Annotated in this window: 28 protein-coding genes and 1 tRNA gene; 13 read left to right on the plus strand and 16 right to left on the minus strand. The window is 39.3% G+C overall.

Going from position 1 to position 16271, the window contains the following annotated elements; all coding sequences use genetic code 11:
* The 3 genes from DXZ23_RS16195 to DXZ23_RS14285 form a co-directional block, all read right to left on the minus strand.
* Nucleotides 1-179: ORF6C domain-containing protein (locus DXZ23_RS16195; protein WP_172457191.1), on the minus strand; the 179-nt coding region annotated here is incomplete at its 3' end.
* Nucleotides 180-261: 82 nt separating this feature from the next.
* A complete protein-coding gene (locus tag DXZ23_RS14280; protein ID WP_256593735.1) occupies nucleotides 262-600 on the minus strand; it encodes a BRO-N domain-containing protein in 339 nt (112 codons plus the stop codon).
* A 327-nt stretch (nucleotides 601-927) separates the two neighbouring features.
* Nucleotides 928-1152, minus strand: coding sequence for a hypothetical protein (locus tag DXZ23_RS14285; protein ID WP_017807494.1), 225 nt, complete (start codon nucleotides 1150-1152; stop codon nucleotides 928-930).
* A gap of 99 nt (nucleotides 1153-1251) precedes the next feature.
* On the opposite strand from DXZ23_RS14285, the gene DXZ23_RS14290 reads away from it, so the two are divergent.
* Both DXZ23_RS14290 and DXZ23_RS15575 read left to right on the plus strand, forming a co-directional pair.
* A complete protein-coding gene (locus DXZ23_RS14290; protein WP_017807493.1) occupies nucleotides 1252-1590 on the plus strand; it encodes a hypothetical protein in 339 nt (112 codons plus the stop codon).
* A 170-nt stretch (nucleotides 1591-1760) separates the two neighbouring features.
* Nucleotides 1761-1898 (plus strand): hypothetical protein, encoded by a 138-nt coding sequence (locus DXZ23_RS15575; protein WP_165381640.1) that lies wholly within the window; start codon nucleotides 1761-1763, stop codon nucleotides 1896-1898.
* Here the strand turns inward: DXZ23_RS15575 and DXZ23_RS14295 are convergent.
* The 7 genes from DXZ23_RS14295 to DXZ23_RS14320 form a co-directional block, all read right to left on the minus strand.
* The gene (locus DXZ23_RS14295) at nucleotides 1895-2416 is read right to left on the minus strand and encodes a hypothetical protein (protein ID WP_017807491.1); all 522 of its coding nucleotides are present in this window, start codon (nucleotides 2414-2416) and stop codon (nucleotides 1895-1897) included. The two genes, DXZ23_RS15575 and DXZ23_RS14295, sit on opposite strands and share 4 nt — an antisense overlap.
* Nucleotides 2417-2551: 135 nt before the next feature.
* The gene (locus tag DXZ23_RS14300; protein WP_021723964.1) at nucleotides 2552-3502 is read right to left on the minus strand and encodes a bactofilin family protein; all 951 of its coding nucleotides are present in this window, start codon (nucleotides 3500-3502) and stop codon (nucleotides 2552-2554) included.
* A 181-nt stretch (nucleotides 3503-3683) separates the two neighbouring features.
* Nucleotides 3684-3759: transfer RNA gene (locus tag DXZ23_RS15580), tRNA-Asp, on the minus strand.
* Entirely contained in the window at nucleotides 3739-4446 is a 708-nt protein-coding gene (locus DXZ23_RS14305; RefSeq protein WP_017807507.1) for an HNH endonuclease signature motif containing protein, read from the minus strand. Before DXZ23_RS14305 ends, DXZ23_RS15580 begins: the two co-directional genes overlap by 21 nt.
* The gene (locus tag DXZ23_RS14310; protein ID WP_017807508.1) at nucleotides 4427-4684 is read right to left on the minus strand and encodes a hypothetical protein; all 258 of its coding nucleotides are present in this window, start codon (nucleotides 4682-4684) and stop codon (nucleotides 4427-4429) included. Before DXZ23_RS14310 ends, DXZ23_RS14305 begins: the two co-directional genes overlap by 20 nt.
* A gap of 3 nt (nucleotides 4685-4687) precedes the next feature.
* Complete coding sequence (locus tag DXZ23_RS14315; protein ID WP_021723966.1) at nucleotides 4688-5005, minus strand: hypothetical protein; 318 nt, start codon at nucleotides 5003-5005, stop codon at nucleotides 4688-4690.
* 256 nt (nucleotides 5006-5261) lie between these two features.
* On the minus strand, nucleotides 5262-5483 hold the full coding sequence (locus tag DXZ23_RS14320) for a hypothetical protein (RefSeq protein ID WP_017806446.1): 222 nt from the start codon (nucleotides 5481-5483) through the stop codon (nucleotides 5262-5264).
* A 14-nt stretch (nucleotides 5484-5497) separates the two neighbouring features.
* Here DXZ23_RS14320 and DXZ23_RS14325 point away from each other — a divergent pair, with 14 nt between their 5' ends.
* A complete protein-coding gene (locus tag DXZ23_RS14325) occupies nucleotides 5498-5668 on the plus strand; it encodes a YegP family protein (protein WP_017807323.1) in 171 nt (56 codons plus the stop codon).
* Between the two features lie 419 nt (nucleotides 5669-6087).
* Here DXZ23_RS14325 and DXZ23_RS14330 read toward each other — a convergent pair whose 3' ends face one another.
* From DXZ23_RS14330 to DXZ23_RS14345, 4 genes are all read right to left on the minus strand, one after another.
* The gene (locus DXZ23_RS14330) at nucleotides 6088-6852 is read right to left on the minus strand and encodes a DUF1828 domain-containing protein (protein WP_017807412.1); all 765 of its coding nucleotides are present in this window, start codon (nucleotides 6850-6852) and stop codon (nucleotides 6088-6090) included.
* Nucleotides 6849-7388, minus strand: a complete 540-nt coding sequence (locus DXZ23_RS14335) for a hypothetical protein (RefSeq protein WP_017807413.1) — start codon at nucleotides 7386-7388, stop codon at nucleotides 6849-6851. Before DXZ23_RS14335 ends, DXZ23_RS14330 begins: the two co-directional genes overlap by 4 nt.
* Before the next feature lie 221 nt (nucleotides 7389-7609).
* A complete protein-coding gene (locus DXZ23_RS14340) occupies nucleotides 7610-7948 on the minus strand; it encodes an XRE family transcriptional regulator (RefSeq protein WP_017807414.1) in 339 nt (112 codons plus the stop codon).
* 5 nt (nucleotides 7949-7953) lie between these two features.
* On the minus strand, nucleotides 7954-8709 hold the full coding sequence (locus DXZ23_RS14345) for an XRE family transcriptional regulator (RefSeq protein ID WP_256593736.1): 756 nt from the start codon (nucleotides 8707-8709) through the stop codon (nucleotides 7954-7956).
* Between the two features lie 130 nt (nucleotides 8710-8839).
* Here DXZ23_RS14345 and DXZ23_RS14350 point away from each other — a divergent pair, with 130 nt between their 5' ends.
* Together DXZ23_RS14350 and DXZ23_RS14355 are read left to right on the plus strand one after the other, a co-directional pair.
* On the plus strand, nucleotides 8840-9055 hold the full coding sequence (locus DXZ23_RS14350) for a transcriptional regulator (RefSeq protein ID WP_017807416.1): 216 nt from the start codon (nucleotides 8840-8842) through the stop codon (nucleotides 9053-9055).
* A gap of 48 nt (nucleotides 9056-9103) precedes the next feature.
* Nucleotides 9104-9565, plus strand: a complete 462-nt coding sequence (locus tag DXZ23_RS14355) for a phage regulatory CII family protein (protein WP_017807417.1) — start codon at nucleotides 9104-9106, stop codon at nucleotides 9563-9565.
* 22 nt (nucleotides 9566-9587) lie between these two features.
* Here the strand turns inward: DXZ23_RS14355 and DXZ23_RS14360 are convergent, their stop codons facing one another.
* Nucleotides 9588-9962, minus strand: coding sequence for a hypothetical protein (locus DXZ23_RS14360; RefSeq protein WP_017807418.1), 375 nt, complete (start codon nucleotides 9960-9962; stop codon nucleotides 9588-9590).
* Between the two features lie 166 nt (nucleotides 9963-10128).
* Between DXZ23_RS14360 and DXZ23_RS14365 the strand changes: the two genes are divergently transcribed.
* The 7 genes from DXZ23_RS14365 to DXZ23_RS14395 all read left to right on the plus strand — a co-directional run bounded on the left by DXZ23_RS14365 (nucleotide 10129) and on the right by DXZ23_RS14395 (nucleotide 14948).
* Nucleotides 10129-10899 (plus strand): phage antirepressor KilAC domain-containing protein, encoded by a 771-nt coding sequence (locus DXZ23_RS14365; protein ID WP_017807420.1) that lies wholly within the window; start codon nucleotides 10129-10131, stop codon nucleotides 10897-10899.
* Complete coding sequence (locus DXZ23_RS14370) at nucleotides 10896-11702, plus strand: helix-turn-helix domain-containing protein (RefSeq protein ID WP_017807421.1); 807 nt, start codon at nucleotides 10896-10898, stop codon at nucleotides 11700-11702. Before DXZ23_RS14365 ends, DXZ23_RS14370 begins: the two co-directional genes overlap by 4 nt.
* Nucleotides 11699-12379, plus strand: coding sequence for a replication protein P (locus DXZ23_RS14375; protein WP_017807422.1), 681 nt, complete (start codon nucleotides 11699-11701; stop codon nucleotides 12377-12379). The genes DXZ23_RS14370 and DXZ23_RS14375 overlap by 4 nt, the downstream gene beginning before the upstream one ends.
* Before the next feature lie 108 nt (nucleotides 12380-12487).
* Entirely contained in the window at nucleotides 12488-12913 is a 426-nt protein-coding gene (locus DXZ23_RS14380; protein ID WP_035695771.1) for a recombination protein NinB, read from the plus strand.
* A 71-nt stretch (nucleotides 12914-12984) separates the two neighbouring features.
* Entirely contained in the window at nucleotides 12985-13581 is a 597-nt protein-coding gene (locus tag DXZ23_RS14385) for a recombination protein NinG (protein ID WP_035696087.1), read from the plus strand.
* Between the two features lie 73 nt (nucleotides 13582-13654).
* On the plus strand, nucleotides 13655-14296 hold the full coding sequence (locus tag DXZ23_RS14390) for a hypothetical protein (protein ID WP_017807425.1): 642 nt from the start codon (nucleotides 13655-13657) through the stop codon (nucleotides 14294-14296).
* Nucleotides 14286-14948, plus strand: coding sequence for a hypothetical protein (locus DXZ23_RS14395; protein WP_017807426.1), 663 nt, complete (start codon nucleotides 14286-14288; stop codon nucleotides 14946-14948). Before DXZ23_RS14390 ends, DXZ23_RS14395 begins: the two co-directional genes overlap by 11 nt.
* A gap of 109 nt (nucleotides 14949-15057) precedes the next feature.
* Here the strand turns inward: DXZ23_RS14395 and DXZ23_RS14400 are convergent, their stop codons facing one another.
* On the minus strand, nucleotides 15058-15351 hold the full coding sequence (locus DXZ23_RS14400; protein ID WP_026138622.1) for a HigA family addiction module antitoxin: 294 nt from the start codon (nucleotides 15349-15351) through the stop codon (nucleotides 15058-15060).
* 393 nt (nucleotides 15352-15744) lie between these two features.
* Between DXZ23_RS14400 and DXZ23_RS14405 the strand changes: the two genes are divergently transcribed.
* A complete protein-coding gene (locus DXZ23_RS14405; protein WP_017807428.1) occupies nucleotides 15745-16263 on the plus strand; it encodes a phage antirepressor N-terminal domain-containing protein in 519 nt (172 codons plus the stop codon).
* Nucleotides 16264-16271: the final 8 nt, after the last annotated feature.

The following is a 16271-nucleotide window of genomic DNA, read 5'->3' on the forward strand; positions in this document are numbered from 1 at the left end:
TTAGCTAGCATATAGAAATTTTCCATATCTAACGCAAGGCTATTGGGTGGCAATTCTTGCATTGAGTGCATTGAAGCAATGTAAATCATTACAGCACGATGATCTTTGCGTTTGATTTGCTCATATTTCGCCACCGCAAATTTATTTTTCACTCTTGCCCAGATTTCGCCATAACTCATTTTTGTGCGTTGATGGGTTGCAGCAACGGCGTTTTGAATAAGGCGTTGTTCTTCGGGGTGATGGTGTCATTTTCTGTTACTGCTAAGTTTTGGTGCTCTTGCCGTTCACTTCTTGATCGAGAATATCCAGCACCCATTTTCTAAACTCTTTGGCAACTTTGGTGTGAGAAAGCATTCCGATTAGGTGAGCACCACGCAAGCTGAAAATTCGCACTTTTTGCATTCCGCCGTTGGTTTGCATATTAATCAGTGCGGTCATATTTGGGGTAAATTCGTCAGCGTGGCGTTCGTAAATAGATTTTACATTTCTACTATGATCAGAATAGCCTAAAGCTTTTCCTAGCTCGAAAACTGTGAACCAAATTTGATTTTGATAATGAGTAACTAAAATAGGTTTATTTTGAAAAGTTAAAGTTGTCATATAAGACTCCGCTCAAATAAGTTTTATAAAACTCATCACAAGCAACGCCAATTACTGGTGATGAACTAGATAGGATTGGCGTTACAGTTGAGCGGTGCTTACTGCAGTTCTTTTCAGAACTCCTATCTAGCCCATCATTGACAACGTTTGAAAGGGTGGATCAATTTGATCCTACCTTTAAAAGGTCTTAATTTTACTAGATTTTAGTTACAAAAAAAGTCGCTTAGGCGACTCTCCATTTATAACCGCCACTCAATTCAGGAACGCCAATTCCCGACTTTCGTTTGAAAGTGGATATATCCTAGATCAAAGGGCGGTGGTTGTCAATTACTTTATAGTTATCTTTGGCTTAGAGCATTTCTCAGCCCATTTATTTACTTGTTCTATTTTTATCGCAATTTTTTTATTTAAAATTCTTTGCTCTTCTAGCAATAAATCTAATGCTTCTTTTTCTTCAAAATATTTTTCTAATCTCTCTTTTTGTGAAAGAAGGTTTTCCAACCAATCGTCATCAGGTTGGCCTTTATTAAAAAATCGATAATATCTGTTCATGAGCGATCTCCATTGTTAAAACCCATTCTGAAATCCCCTTAGTGCTGTGCTAGAATGTAAATGTCTAATTTATATTCATCAACAAAAGGAGATTTCAGAATGGATAAATCGTTATCAAAATTTTTACTTGATGATTGGGAATGGTACAAAATGGGTATTTTAATTGGTTTTATTTTATTCTGTCTTATTGCTGCTGGGCAAATGCCAAATTTACCGACTACACCGTCTTTATTGGCTTCAATGGGTTTATTTTGGTTAAGTCTCGGGGAGTATGTTAATCACCCACGACAAGAGCGGTTAGTTGAACGAAATGGTAAGACAGTGCTTGAAATTGCTTACCCACGAGTGAATAGCTTAATTGGTTATTTCTTTACACTGTTAGGCATTGTTTTTAGTGGACTGAGTATATATTTTTTCTATCAAATCATCTATTTTTAGATATTAAAATAGCCGTTAAAAACGGCTTACTACTCAGATTACCTTAATCCGAAGTAGGGCGGTTTGTTAACGCTGTTTTTTAACGAGAACAGCAAAACTCGCCTTACTTGTTACCACAACTTATAAGGATTATAATTGTTGCAACCACAACTTATAAATTAGGATTTGTTATGTCTAATCAAAAATCATCTCAATCAAAACCACAGCCAGCTCCTACTAAACCAACACAAACTGTTTATAGAAAACCTGAACCTGTTTTATTGGTGATAGTGCAGATAAGCCAAGACCTAAAGGAAAGCCAATCTTAGGCTGATATGCCAACAATAAGAGCCGTTGCAACAGGTATACTAAACGATAACATTATTGCTTTGTCAGTGTGGCGGCGATATTCATTATTAAGATGAAGTAATTGAATAATATACTGGTTTGCATTATGTAATTCATATCGCCTTAATATGCCCAGTTTATTTTTATCTTGACTTGATTTAAATGTGTCATTATAGAGATTTTGTGGCATATTTGTTGTCAATGGTCTTTTTTTGCTTAGAATAATGTAATGCAATAACATTACTGCGGAAATAGACCACCCAGCGATACAAATGATACTAGCCAAAATAAAGTATATGTGTAATTTTTCGATATGATTAAGTAGTATTAATGTTACAGCACCGATACCTGCAATGAGATAATTCAGTAATCTATATGCTTTTTCTCGGTTTTGTTCATTGGATTTTTGTATTTCTGCAATGCTTTGTTTGGCTTGGTCTTCGAGGTACTCAAGCATTTCATCATCGGTATCTAAGAAATAATCATCGGGTAGGCTCATTAGTTTCTCCAATATAGGTAGCAAGGCGTATTATTTTAATGTTAATTTTGTTTATAAAAAAGCCCACCTGTTACAGTGGGCAAAGTTAGGAGTATGTATGTCTGCACGGGGTTTAACGCCTTCCGTGTGGGCGTATTAGCTGTTCAACCTTGATTTAGCGACTTCAATCAAGAGCTGATATTCTCTTTTTATCTTTTCATCGTGGACTTCCGCGGATTTTTTCAAAAACTCCTCAACAGAGCCACTAAAACAGCCTCTAGTAGCCCACAATACTCCTTGTTTAGTTTTAAATATGGTTAATGTACCGTACTCCGTACCCACGTTTGAAAACCAGACAATATCAGATCTTTCACACACCACGGCATCACCGGACACCACGGCATCGCCGGACACCTTGGCATCACCGGACACCACGGCATCGCCGTACACCTTGGCATTACCGTACACCTTGGCATTACCGTACACCACGGCATCACCGCACACCACGGCATCACCGTACACCTTGGCATTACCGTACACCTTGGCATTACCGCACACCACGGCATCACCGCACACCACGGCATCACCGTACACCACGGCATCGCCGTACACCTTGGCATTACCGTACACCTTGGCATTACCGCACACCACGGCATCACCGGACACCACGCCATCACCGGACACCACGGCATCGCCGTACACCTTGGCATCACCGTACACCTCGGCATCACCGGACACCACGGCATCGCCGTACACCACGGCATCGCCGTACACCTTGGCATCGCCGGACACCTTGGCATTACCGTACACCTCGGCATCGCCGTACACCTTGGCATTATCGTACACCACGGCATCACCGGACACCACGGCATCGCCGTACACCACGGCATCACCGGACACCACGGCATTATCGTACACCTTGGCATTACCGTACACCCAGGCATCACCACTCTGATCTAAGTTTGACTCTTTCTCGACATATCCACCCAAATCACCAGCACTAACGCCGATTGATGCGATTACTACTAAAGCTTTTATGCGATAGAGTTTAATTTTAGTTGTAAATCCGATCTCAATATATTCATCGGTTAATTCATATTTTTTCACTGCGTTTCTCCTATTTCTCATCTCATTCAGAACCGCACGCAAAGCCACGATGAAAAAGACTAAAAACGAGCGGCTAAGAATGCGGTTTTGAATGAAAGTTATGACAAGGCACACTAACTACGGCAAGAAGATTGGTCTAAAATAATCCGTAGATAATGACTCAGTGTGCCTTGTGATAAATTGGCGACCGCAGTAGGACTTGAACCTACAATCTCAGGTGGTGACAGCACCTTAGCTTATCCTTTTGCTATGCGGTCCTTTTGTTGCTGTTGCTTTTTGAGTTTTATCAATTTTTCTCGTAGTTGAATAAACACATTAAAAGTTTGTTTCACACTGCTGTCTAATTCGTGGTAATTCAGCTTATGTCGCCATAGCATTTCATTACGACTGATTAGTTCTAAATTAGATAACTCACAATTTTGAATATTGCCGTCTTTAAACCACAAAACAAATCCTTGAGGGATTTTGCCAAAGGCTTGCTCCCAGATAACACGTGATTTTCTTTCATAACGCTTAACTCCTGTTTTTATCAACACGGCTTTTGCCATAGGGCAAAATCGCTCGTAACCAATAGGCTTTAAATGTTCTCCTTTTTTAAATCGCCCATTTCTACCAGTCAGCCAACCTCTTTTAGCACACAGTACCCTAATTACTTGTGCGGTCTGATTACGGTTAAACTTTTGATTAAATAGTTTGGTTAATTCCGCTTGCGGTAAAGTGCAATTTTCTTTGATAAAGGCTAACTCTTCTTTGGTATATCGATTGCAATGTTGAACCGTTGAGATAATTCCTAATCGTTTTTTTAGCTTTCTAAAAACCTGCCTATTCTTTAGCAAACCAAATTGTTGATAAAAGACCTGAATGAGATCTTTAGGAGCTAAATCTTTATGTTCACGGATAAAAGCAATATGTTCATCAGTAAACCTAAAGCGTTTTTTTGTCATTTTGTGCCTTTGATATTCTTAAAAAATCGGGTGCATCTGCCTCAATAGTGCGGTCACCGAAAAGCTGCATTGCTTTAATGGCTGTATTAGAATTTTGAATGATATTCGATGCAATACCAGATACCGCATTCGCTCTAGCAATTTCCCTTTTTAATTCTTCATCTGTTAAATCTTCATCTAACAATTTTTCTAATTGACTAAAAAGATGGTTGTTTAAATCAGTAATTTTATTTTTCATCGTCTAAATCCTCATTAACTCCTGACAACCACGGCGGATTTTTTGTGTGGCCCGCACGGTATTTACGCCGATTTCGCCTTTGTGGTAATTCGGTTTGACGGCTTGAAATTGAGCCGCCGCTTTTTCAATTTGGGATTTTGACGGAATCGGCAACATTACAAGTGCGGTCTTAATTCGGTCAGGTTTTCCCGTTTTGATTTTTTTCTGGCGAGATTTGGCAAACATTCTTGCTAATCTGCCAGCCTTGCCCATTGAGCGAATTTCTGCCTTTTCGCAGTATTTTTTGCTCACTGGGTTACGTTCAATGACGATATTCATCATTCACCTCCGTTGTTGTTATTTATTCAATGCCGCACTTGTCTAACGTTCATCTCGGCTCGGTATCACGGTTGATTCTTTGCATTTCATTCCTCTCGGTTCTGCTGCCTTGGTTCTCCGTAAATACGGCATTGAATAAATAAGCCTGTTTGCCTCAGCCCCACTGGCACAGACTTGCCAACCTTTCGGCTTCCTTTTGTAAAAAGGGGAGTGGGTTCTAAATTGTTAAAGAGCATCATCACCAAGATGAAATATTGAATTAGCTAAATTTATGTAGTAGCTTTAAAAGCAACCTTGCAATGCGTGATTGTGGCTTGACTGGAACATATATTGAACAGTAAAGCTCACCATCAATAGTTGCTTGGGACATTGCTTTGACTTTTTCTTGTGCTTCTTCAAATGAGTTGGCGTAGACATCTGAACACCACTTCTTCCCTTTGAAGAAGTAAGAAATTGCATAGCGTTTCATTTCATTTTGCATAAGGAGTTACCTCTATGTATTTTGAAATTTTCAAAGGTGTTAATGGTCAGTGGTATTGGCGACTAAAAGCCGCCAATCACGAACCTATAGCTCAAAGTGAAGGTTATACGACCAAACAAAACTGCTTACATTGTATCGGGCTTGTTATGGACACTAACCGACAAACACCTGTTCGCGAAGTTTAATTATCCAAGCCCTGTTACCGCAGGGCTTTTTATTTCATCTTGATTGTTAAAGAGCATTAAACGTTGTTTCGTTTTGATGGGTGTATAATATAGCTAAAGTTTTAATATGTAAATAGCTTTAGTTTTATTTTTCGCTATTTATTTATAGCTTTTTGTTTAAATGGTTGTTTTATAAGTGAAAATAAATTTATAAAATTTGTTTGACTGATTGTTTTTTAGTCAAAGAAGAGATGAGAAAGAGTTTTTCTAAAATTTCAGGGGAAAATGAGCAGATAAAAGTCAACTGACAGCCATTACAGTTAACAAAATGACTGCATTCAAGATAATTAGTGTTGTTTGATACCATTTTCGTGGCGTCACGAAAATGGTTCTAAGGGATTTGAGGCAAAAGAAAACCGCCGTGGGGGCGGTTTGATGTTTTAAGCGGCGAGTTTTTCAAGCCAAATATCTTTTTTATCATAAGGCAGAATCTTTGCCGGAGATTGATTAAAGAGCAGAATAAGTTTATTTAATTGATCACCTACTGCTTTATCATCAATGACCACATAAGATTCATCATTTGTTTGTGCTGTTGGATTGGTCAGATCCATTATTTTACCTAGAACGCCATAAGCACTGCTCCAACTGCCTTTTGCTTTTACACTCGTTGTAAAAATCTGTTTGGTGTGTCGCTCTCCGCCGGTTAATGAAATTGGGATTGTAATTTGATGACCGCTCAATCCTGATTTTTTCACATCAAATCCGATATTTTGAGGGAATTGATGATGGCGAAAATCAGACTTTACCATCATCTCGAATTTATCTATTGGCACGTTGTACCAATCCATAGCAAGCGTATCTGTGATAATTGCCGCTTGAATGATGCGTTGCAAATTATGTGTAAGCATTTCACCGCTTGTTGTCGTGTTGATTTCCGCTCGATCGTTCAAGTTTAATCCGTAACGTTTTAACGTGCTTTTTATTTGGTCGATACGGTTAGTGGTTAGATTGATTCCTCGAGCGTTCATTTCCCACAAAGTTTGAGCATCGTCAGTGACAGTAAAACGATTTTCTCCCACTTGTTCAATGTATGCCTGAATAACGCTACCATCTTCAAGAGTGAAAGGGGTATTAATTAAAATCAAATCATCGGCAATAGAATGACATTCATAGCCTAGATTGGATAAGACTGTGCTGCATATCATAATAGCTCCATTTGTCCGTTGTTTGATAAGATTGGGTGAGGAATTTGCCCCACTGCGACAGTATTAAATTTTGCTAGAAAATAGCACATCAATTCAAAAAAATCATTTGATTTTTGATATTTTTCATCTAGTAAATAGCCCGTTTCTTGGTTTTCTTTACCGTGTAGAATGTGGTAGTGAGCACCACAAATACGGCTTTCGGCTATGGGCTTTACATGAGTTATTTTATTTACATGAACTAACTTTTCACCTTGATCAATAGCAAATAACCGTCTGTTTTTATAAAAAGCAATAAAGTTCATCGATGGCATTAAATTTTCTCTACGAGCAGGACGATAGGCAAAATAGGCCCTAAGCTGAGGTATAGGTAATCCATCACTATCGAAGAACGGAAGCTTTAACTCAAGCCAATAAGGATAAGGCTGAGTTTTTTGTTTTTTCCCCCATGTGGCTCCTTTAAAATGAATTTGTTTTTCTATCGCCATGATATGATTGATTTCTTGCTGGGGAATAATAATATCTTCAATACTTGCCATATCGTTCCTTTAAACTTTATATCATTGATATTCGCCCTTCTAGTTGCTACAAAGCTCTATTCGTTCTTTTACCTAGCCCACAAAATTCAACTTCTGGCTTTGGTGGACTATTGTTACAGCTCCAGCCTATGCTCAACCGCCACACCCAATAAAATTCAATTACTGGTTTGGTGGTTACAAATAACTCCTATGCTCAACCGCTACGCCCATTATGTTTGAGTTTATAGATCAATCATATGTAATGGCAGTGCTTTGACCAATTTTCCCATAATGTAACAACGTTCCAATTCCTCTTGAGTAAAATCTAATGGGGCGTAGTGAGGATTGTCCGATAAAATTTTTATTCCGCCATTCGGCACTTTTTGTAGGCGTTTAATGAATAATTCTCCATGTTCATCAACAAAAGCAAACTCGCTGATTAAGTCAGTAGATAATTTTGTTAATCCCTCTTCATAACCGATCAACGTTTCTACAGATAAATGTAGGTTATCAGCAAGATCTTCTCTTGATATACCTTTTCGTTCTCTGATTTCTTTGATACGCCTAGCGATGTTTTTCATATCGTCTATAAATCCTTTACATCAATTCTCCAGCGACGGATAAATTTACCCACAAACTTAGCATTTCTATAAATTTCATTATTCATTTCTTCGGGATCATATTTTTCTTTGTTATCTGATATGACTTTGAAACTTCCGCTAATCATTTTCTGAAGACGTTTGATAAATAACTCTCCGTCAATCGCAAAGGCATAGATACCTTCCCCATTGTAGTCGTTGATGTTCATATCAATCAAAACTACATCACCTTTCTGAATAGTTGGTTCCATTGAGTCCGTAGGCACATTGATCAAGCAAATTCCATTAGTGTTTTTTCGCCCAACAAGCTCCCTAAGCCCCTCTTCTGATAAATAGATTTGATTGATGATTTCTGGGTAATCGGAATTTACAAACCCTGTCATTCCTGCAGCAGCTCTAACATCTAAGTAATCAATGCGATAGCGATGCTCATCATCTAGCTCAGATTGAGCTAATGGGAGTTTTTCGGCAAGATGCCTTGTCTCATAAGTTACAGTGTTTGTAATAGGAGAATTATTGATCCTAGAATTTTCCCCTATCATTATTCCATTACCTGTTTGTAGCCAAGCAGGATTAATACCTAAGACAGAGGCTAATGCGATGATGTGTTTGGTTTCTCCGCCAGCTTCTATTTTTTGGATAGCATTTTGCGTAACTCCTATGCGCTCAGCTAATTGTGTTTGGGTTAGTCCTGCTTTTTTTCTCGCTGTTTTCAATCTTTGACCTAATGATTCCATTGTCATCTCCATTATTTTTAATAATTTTAAAACTACAGTTGTAAGGTTTCAAATAACCAAAGCAATATTTTCCTTTACAAAAAACAACTTAAGCTATAATATATTGGTTATTTTGTTTAAGGATACAAACAAAGCGATGAACGAATCTATAAAAAAAGCCATTAATGTATTAGGCACACAGCAGCTATTAGCTGAAGCTTGCGGCGTAAGCCAAAATGCAGTGAGTAAATGGCTAAATGGAGGATCTGCTATATCTCTTGAAAATGCCTTACGAATCGAGAAAGCGACTCAAGGGAAAGTTAAAGCAGAAGATATTTCACCTGATTTTTCTCATTTGTTATCACGAGATTAATTTACCAAACCTACTCAAAAAGTAACCATAAAAAAACGAGAGAATTTTATGAAAGAAGAATCACCGTTTTTGTACATACAAAAAGCACTGCATACGCAGTTATCCCGTAGTCGCGAAATCTCAAATTTCGCGCCAGCAATGGGGAAAACGACAACCCAGCTAGCGAAAGAGCTAAAGACAGATTATGACCGCAACAAACTTGGTTTTGCCGATGCTATTCATCTGATTGCTCTCACCGATTCGATCAACATTGTTGAAATGATTGCTCAGGCAGTCGATCACACACTAATGCCTAGCCCGAAAGAATGCAAAGGATCGTTAGATTTATTGCGCGAAGTCGTCGTGCTGTCTGAATCAGTGGGGAAATTATGTGGGGAAAGTGCAAATGCCTTGTCTGATAACTCAGATTTAGGGCAAGAGCTATCCGCAAAAGAGCGTGAGAAATTAACAGGATTGATAAATCAGCTACTTTCTCAGCTGGTTTGTCTGAAATGGGAATTAAAGCAATAAAAAACACGACAAATCAAAGTTGTTAATCCTTTTTGAAGAATTTTTTTAGTGCAATCGGTAGCAATACAATAGCCCAAATATGAAAGTAAATTTTAAACATAGTAAATGTACTAATTTTTTCGACTTTAAACCCTAGAGAAATTAATTCTAACTGGCTGAATGAGCCGAGTGCGGCAAATATAGCAACGCCCAAAATCGCTGAAAAGTATGCAAATCTATCCAGATCTTGCTTGAACTTACGCTGAATAGTGATGTTGAACATAACAAAAAGTGCTGGGGTTAACAAAATAATGAGCTGCTGCATATTAACGCCGAACTTACCAATATAGGAAAGTAAAAATAGGCTAGACAGCAAAATAGAATAAGCAAATAAATCCCGAACGATAGCAAATAACATAAGGAAATCCTAATGAAAAAATGGCTAGAAAAATTGAAAGTCTTTTATTTGAGTAATGATTTTATCATTGTCCACTTGATTATCGCAATGTGTCTAATCTGGTGGGTTTTAGGGCAATAAAAAACCACCATTACAGCGGTGGTAATTCATTAGAAAGGAATTATCTATGAACGGATTATCAATGATTTCGGAACAAAATGCAAGCATAAAAATGAGCAGTCGTGAGATTGCGGAGTTATGCGGAAAACAACATAACCACGTATTAAGAGATATTAGAGCTTATGTTGGAGCTATTTTACAAATAGAACGAGGTATCAATGTTAAATCTCTTGATTGGAGTGAGAAAGAGGGTGTAGAACTTTTTGGACATACCCCCATTGGCGGTGTTGTGTGCCAGTATGAAGTTAATTCTCAAAATAATCAACGCTATCCAATCTATTATTTAGACAAATCTGCAACGTTAACAGTTATTTCTGGTTATAACGTCATTCTGCGTAAGAGAATTATTGATCGCTGGCTTGAACTAGAAAATCAGCAACAAAGCACCGCACTTTTGCCTCAAAACTATTTGCAGGCATTAGAGGCGTTGGTTGAGAAAGAACGACAAAATCAAGCTCTTGCATTAGAAAACAAGGAGCTAAAACCTAAAGCAGCATTTGTTGATCATTATGTTGACGTTGGCACAAGCAAATCCCTGCGAGAAACCGCCAAAATTTTAAATATGCCGGAGAAAGCAATGATTATCCGCCTTATTGAAGATAAGGCGTTATATCGTCAATCTGGCAACCTCTTACCTTATGCAGATAAACAGCAACAAGGTTTATTTACCGTGAAAACGGGGACAACTGATCACGATCACAATTACACGCAAACGCGAGTAACGGGCAAAGGTATTGAGTGGATCGCACAACGTTATGCTTCGGAGTTAATGCTATGAGTATGTTACTAATGGTTAAAGCAATGCAGTGCAAAGTGGGTAACCCTACCCGCAAATTAGTATTATTGAAATTAGCGGACAACGCTAATGATGAGGGCATTTGTTTTCCGTCTTACCAAAACATTGCGGATCAGTGTGAAATTACCCGTCGCAGTGCGATCTCGCATATTGAGGCATTGATAGAAACAGGCTTTGTTGAGAAAAAAACACGCAAAACACCAGAGGGTAACACCTCAAATTTATATGTGTTACACCTTGATCGAGATGGTGAAAATTCTGCACTACCTAGTGAAAATGATTCACTAAGGGTAGTGAAAAATTTACACCACCCTAGTGAAAATATTTCACCAACCCCTAGTGAAAATATTTCACCCAGAACCAGTCACTCTATTAACCAGTCAATTAACCTTCCTTCTTCGTCCGAAAAAAATTCGGACGGCGGCGAGAGCAAAAAATCTCGATTTAAATTTTCCGATGATGATATGACTGCCGCACAGTGGATTTTTGGATTAGTTCAAAAACTTAACCCCGACGTCAAACCGCCGTCTTTCGACAGCTGGGCGAATGAGATCCGCCTGATGCGTGAGCGTGATAAGCGAACGCATAGGGAAATTTGCGGACTGTTTCAGTGGGCAAACCAAGACTTGTTCTGGAAAACCAATATTCTTAGCCCTGCCAAGCTGCGGGAGAAATGGGATCAGCTCACGGTGAAGAAAAATAACGCAAAACCACAGCGCAAAACAGTTTCAGAGCTGAATGCGATTGAATGGAACACTGACGAGGGTTGGAGGGGAATGCTGTGATCACTCAAGTTAATCCACACACAATGCAAAACGCAATGGCAATGCAATCTCAATTGCCTACGACGCAGCGAAAATCTCAACGCTTGCCAAGCGAGATTGAAAAACTGGTCGATCAAATTTTTTCGCAGTTATTCGCCGCTTGCCCAGCAATGCGTAGTCAATTTGACGAAGTGCAGCTACCCATCACCAAGCGCACTTGGGTTTTAGGCTTTGCGGAAAACAATATTCGCACCATTGAGCAAGTTCGTGCGGGAATGCGTAAAGTGCGGTCGAAACCGGATGATTATTTCCCAAGTGTGGGCAAGTTTATTTCTTGGTGCAAGCAAGATCGCTTTGAAGCGTTAGGCTTGCCGAACGAAGACGAACTTTACGACCGCCTGAAAAAATTTCAAGGTTACGGAATGTTGGAAATTCACAAATTCCACTTTGAGAGCGATGCGGAATATTGGCTGCTGACGGATTTGTATTGCAACAACCGAGAAGCCACGGAAGAAAAATTGTGCAAAGCAGTGAGCAAAGCGTTGAAAGCGATGGCAGCACGCTTGGAAGCGGGCGAAACGTTGCCTAAACCGCAAATCACCCTGCCAGCGAAACCGAGCTTTGTTCCGCCTGAAGTGCAAAGAAAAATTAATCAACACGGCATTGAAAAATGCAAAGCGATTTTAGGGATGAAATGATGACCGAACAACAATTCGACAAAGACACGTGGTGCACGCCGAAATATGTTTTTGACTGGCTCTTACAGCGTTCGGTTACGTTAGATTTTGTGAAGAAGTGCGGTGGGTATGGAAACTAAACAACGCTTTTTCTTGCGTAACGCTCGCATACAGGCGAATGCGATTGGGGTAATACATTCCCTTGCCCTAGATGATAAAAACCCCGTAGTGGTGGAAATAAAGCCCTTAACGCGTACGTTGGCACAGAATGCAAAACTCCACGCAATGCTTGGCGATATTGCCAAACAATGCGAGTTTCAGGGCAAAAAGCGAGATATTGAAACGTGGAAAATGATTATGGTGTCCGCTCACAAAATCGCAACGGGCGGACAAGCTGAAATGGCGATTGGGCTAGAGGGCGAAGTGTTGAACTTACGTGAAAGCACGGCACAAATGGGCGTGAAACGGTTAGCGAGTTTGATTGATTATATTGAAGCGTGGGCAGCAGAGCAAGGGGTGAGATTTAGCGACAAGCAAGGCTTTTACGGCTATTAAAAATTGCTTAGTGGCGGATTGTCAAGATTGGGAGATGAATTAATGGTTATAGAAGGTTGGGATGGTTTTTAATGGCAAAAGCACCAAAACAGCATAAGTGCAAAGTCTGTGGCACTTATTACACAAAGACAGTAAGTAGCTTACAGAAAGTCTGTAGTGTGGATTGTGCGATCAAATTATCGGCAGAACAATCACGCAAAAAGCGTGAAAAAATGGCTAAGGTGGAGCGAACAGAAACTCGCAAAAGAATGACCGCACTTAAAGAAAAGAATAAAACACATAACCAGCTTATCGCCGAAGCTCAAAGTGCGGTGAATAAATATATCCGTTTTCGTGATGCGAATAAGGAATGTATCTCGTGCGGTACGCCGTTGATTAGCGAGAAATTAGGCGGGGGATTTGATGCGGGGCATTATCGTAGCCGTGGTTCAGCCCCGCACTTGCGGTTTTATACGCTTAATATTTTTGGTCAATGCAAACGCTGCAATCGATGGTTGGGCGGAAATTACCACGAATATCGCGTAGGGCTGATTGAGCGTTTGGGAATCGAAAAGGTGCGAGAAATCGAAAGCGATCAACGCCCAAGACATTATAGCGATGAGGATTTAAGGCGGATTAAGCGGATTTTTGAGCGGAAAGTGAAGTTATTAGAAAAGCGGGAGCGGTAATATTTATTTAGTCGTTTATAAAAAGTTAGAAATGAGAGTGTAGTTAAGTGGATTAGTTAAGTAAGGTTGTTGTATGACGAAAAAAATTAGTAACTTTAAGTTAAATCCTGATTTAATCCGTGCGCGTTGTTTAAGCGCACGTTTACTTGCAAGGAAAAGCCCAGAGAGAGCCGCAGCGGAAATGGGCTATACTAATACGAGTATGATTTCCAAGATGGAAAGAAAAACCTCGAAAACGGCGATTAATCATAATTTTCTTGCTCGGGCATCATTGTGCTATGGCGTGTCAATGGATTATTTGCTGGGTATGTCGAATTACCCAGAACGAGATCCAAGAAGTGTTGAGCAACTCGCTATTTATAGCAGTGTGCAGCATTATGCTAATCAGCTTTTAGAGGGGCTGACAGAAACCATAGTTAAAGGTGCGTCAGCTCAGGTTCTGAGTATGCACTTATCAATGCTTTGTGATGAGAGTGCTGAACTCGTTGATGCGGTAAATCGAATGCGTGAACTCAACCCTAATTTCGATGAGGATATTAAAGCGGGGTCATTAGTGATGAAGCAAGTCGATAAAATCAACCAACGTATTTCATCCACTCGAAGAAGGCTATCAAAAGAATCCTATGATGATAATATATTGCGTCAATTCAAGAGCGTGTTAAGTGATGGAAGCGAAAAGCAACTGGATTTAGTGGGATATAGATATGGCGACTAGAAAGGAAGCTGCAACAACGGCAAAAACAAAAGTTAAACGTAAAGCAAAAGTGAGTGCCGCAATTTCGAAGAGAGAACTCAAATTAGAAGAGGGGCAATGGGAAACCAAACGGGGACGTCCCTATAAGTTTGATCCAGATTTAGCTATTGAGAAAATGGAGGCTGCGATCAATGATTATGTTGAAGGGAAACTCAAATACTATGAGTTAATTCAAAAAGACAGTGAGGGAAAGAAAATGGATATACTTGGCGTTGCTTTCCCAACAATAACAAGAATGGCTCTATTGTGTGGTGTTGATGAACAAACATTTACAGATAATTGTACTGCGAAAAATGAAGATGGGAGTATAAAAAATAAACAATTATTCGGTGCGTACAAAAGGTTTAAAGATCTAGGCAAAACAATGCTTGTTGAGGGCGGTTTAGTTGGAATGTATGACTCAAGACTTGTGCAATTCTTGGGGAATGTAAATTATGATTTAGTTCCAAAACAACAAGTCGAATCAACCGTTGAAGTGAAAAGTATGGATAAAGTTTACGAAGAACTTGACGCAATTTTAGCTTCAGGACAGGAAGAGACGCGGTTAATGCAGGAGCGTGCTGAAATGGAAGAAAGAAAGGCGCTGTTAGATGCGGAAAATGAAGAAGCGTAAAATACGGACGATGATGAGTTTAGCCGACCCCATTTCAGGTTGGTTGAATTATCAATAAAATAGATATGTTCAAAGCCTATAGATAATCAATAGGCTTTTCTTATATTCGCTATACTACAAAAGCAGGCTGAACCGAAAATGTTTGCTTTTGTGAGGCTTTCCATAAATCATAATCCGCTTGCTGATGTAACCAGCTCTCTGGACTAGGGCTATTTTCCCCTAGCCAAGCGTGCAGCCGTAAAGCCATTTCAGCACTAATTGCGGACTTGCCGTTTAATAATCGGGAAAAGGTTACCCTGTTTACGCCTAACTGTTTAGCCGCCTGTGTTACAGTTAAGCCTAACTCGGGTAAAATATCTTCTTTGATAACTTCTGCTGGGTGCGGTGGGCAATACATATTCATCGGCCAGTTTTATAGAATTTTTCCAAGCCTTTATGCTTAAATGAAAGTATCATAAGGTAAGAATTTAATTAATAATACGGTTATTGTATATCATAGCACTACACTTTTTCAATGAGGCAACCCAAATTTACTTCCCCTTGATATAGCCTTGCTCCCCGAGTTTGCGTTTATCTGTTTACACCATTTTTCTTTTCAAGAAATTCTAAATAAAAACAACCTATTACAACACAATTTTTCCTATTAGGAAAAAACAAAATTAGCCTACTTGTTTTTTTGCTAATTTCTCTCCCGCAAAGCCTGTAAGATAGCGATGTACACGCAACAAGCGGTGTTTCCGTTCTCCACTCACTGTTTCTTACAGGCTCTTTTCTTGTGGAGAAACAGGAGAATATAATGAAAGCATTAAAAACTGAATTTTTAGGTAAAGAAATTACATTAGTGGATAACAATGGCATTGCTTATGTGGCAATGCGTGAAATTGTTGAAGGGATTGGGCTATCTTGGGGTTCTCAATCAATTAAATTGCACGAGAACAGCAAAAAATTCAACTGTTTCGATATCGAAACGGTTGGGGCAGATGGCAAAAAACGCAAAATGCTCTGTATGCCAATCAAAAAATTAAATGGTTGGTTATTTAGCATTAACCCAAACAAAGTGCGTGCTGATTTAAAAACACGACTTGAAGAATATCAGGAAGAATGTTTCTTAGCGTTATGGGATTATTGGACGGAAGGCATTGCTCGCCGTGATGAAGTGAAAAATAAACTCACTGCTTGGCAAGAGAAAATGGCAGACTATAAAGAACGAGCAAGCCAAAAGGGGAGAGAACTGAACGCCTGTAAAAAAGAAAAAGCACAACTGGATCACGAATTTTCGCAAATTCATCAAATGGATTTGTTTTTTAATCTTTAATTCTCATT

Source organism: Avibacterium paragallinarum (assembly GCF_900450705.1).
In the GTDB taxonomy this organism is placed as follows: domain Bacteria; phylum Pseudomonadota; class Gammaproteobacteria; order Enterobacterales; family Pasteurellaceae; genus Avibacterium; species Avibacterium paragallinarum.

Coding starts and splice junctions, on each gene's coding strand:
- DXZ23_RS14280 (WP_256593735.1), bottom strand. CDS start 600: ATGACAACTTTAACTTTTCAAAATAAACCTATTTTAGTTACTCATTAT.
- DXZ23_RS14285 (WP_017807494.1), bottom strand. CDS start 1,152: ATGAACAGATATTATCGATTTTTTAATAAAGGCCAACCTGATGACGAT.
- DXZ23_RS14290 (WP_017807493.1), top strand. CDS start 1,252: ATGGATAAATCGTTATCAAAATTTTTACTTGATGATTGGGAATGGTAC.
- DXZ23_RS15575 (WP_165381640.1), top strand. CDS start 1,761: ATGTCTAATCAAAAATCATCTCAATCAAAACCACAGCCAGCTCCTACT.
- DXZ23_RS14295 (WP_017807491.1), bottom strand. CDS start 2,416: ATGAGCCTACCCGATGATTATTTCTTAGATACCGATGATGAAATGCTT.
- DXZ23_RS14305 (WP_017807507.1), bottom strand. CDS start 4,446: ATGACAAAAAAACGCTTTAGGTTTACTGATGAACATATTGCTTTTATC.
- DXZ23_RS14310 (WP_017807508.1), bottom strand. CDS start 4,684: ATGAAAAATAAAATTACTGATTTAAACAACCATCTTTTTAGTCAATTA.
- DXZ23_RS14315 (WP_021723966.1), bottom strand. CDS start 5,005: ATGATGAATATCGTCATTGAACGTAACCCAGTGAGCAAAAAATACTGC.
- DXZ23_RS14320 (WP_017806446.1), bottom strand. CDS start 5,483: ATGCAAAATGAAATGAAACGCTATGCAATTTCTTACTTCTTCAAAGGG.
- DXZ23_RS14325 (WP_017807323.1), top strand. CDS start 5,498: ATGTATTTTGAAATTTTCAAAGGTGTTAATGGTCAGTGGTATTGGCGA.
- DXZ23_RS14330 (WP_017807412.1), bottom strand. CDS start 6,852: ATGATATGCAGCACAGTCTTATCCAATCTAGGCTATGAATGTCATTCT.
- DXZ23_RS14335 (WP_017807413.1), bottom strand. CDS start 7,388: ATGGCAAGTATTGAAGATATTATTATTCCCCAGCAAGAAATCAATCAT.
- DXZ23_RS14340 (WP_017807414.1), bottom strand. CDS start 7,948: ATGAAAAACATCGCTAGGCGTATCAAAGAAATCAGAGAACGAAAAGGT.
- DXZ23_RS14345 (WP_256593736.1), bottom strand. CDS start 8,709: ATGACAATGGAATCATTAGGTCAAAGATTGAAAACAGCGAGAAAAAAA.
- DXZ23_RS14350 (WP_017807416.1), top strand. CDS start 8,840: ATGAACGAATCTATAAAAAAAGCCATTAATGTATTAGGCACACAGCAG.
- DXZ23_RS14355 (WP_017807417.1), top strand. CDS start 9,104: ATGAAAGAAGAATCACCGTTTTTGTACATACAAAAAGCACTGCATACG.
- DXZ23_RS14360 (WP_017807418.1), bottom strand. CDS start 9,962: ATGTTATTTGCTATCGTTCGGGATTTATTTGCTTATTCTATTTTGCTG.
- DXZ23_RS14365 (WP_017807420.1), top strand. CDS start 10,129: ATGAACGGATTATCAATGATTTCGGAACAAAATGCAAGCATAAAAATG.
- DXZ23_RS14370 (WP_017807421.1), top strand. CDS start 10,896: ATGAGTATGTTACTAATGGTTAAAGCAATGCAGTGCAAAGTGGGTAAC.
- DXZ23_RS14380 (WP_035695771.1), top strand. CDS start 12,488: ATGGAAACTAAACAACGCTTTTTCTTGCGTAACGCTCGCATACAGGCG.
- DXZ23_RS14385 (WP_035696087.1), top strand. CDS start 12,985: ATGGCAAAAGCACCAAAACAGCATAAGTGCAAAGTCTGTGGCACTTAT.
- DXZ23_RS14390 (WP_017807425.1), top strand. CDS start 13,655: ATGACGAAAAAAATTAGTAACTTTAAGTTAAATCCTGATTTAATCCGT.
- DXZ23_RS14395 (WP_017807426.1), top strand. CDS start 14,286: ATGGCGACTAGAAAGGAAGCTGCAACAACGGCAAAAACAAAAGTTAAA.
- DXZ23_RS14400 (WP_026138622.1), bottom strand. CDS start 15,351: ATGAATATGTATTGCCCACCGCACCCAGCAGAAGTTATCAAAGAAGAT.
- DXZ23_RS14405 (WP_017807428.1), top strand. CDS start 15,745: ATGAAAGCATTAAAAACTGAATTTTTAGGTAAAGAAATTACATTAGTG.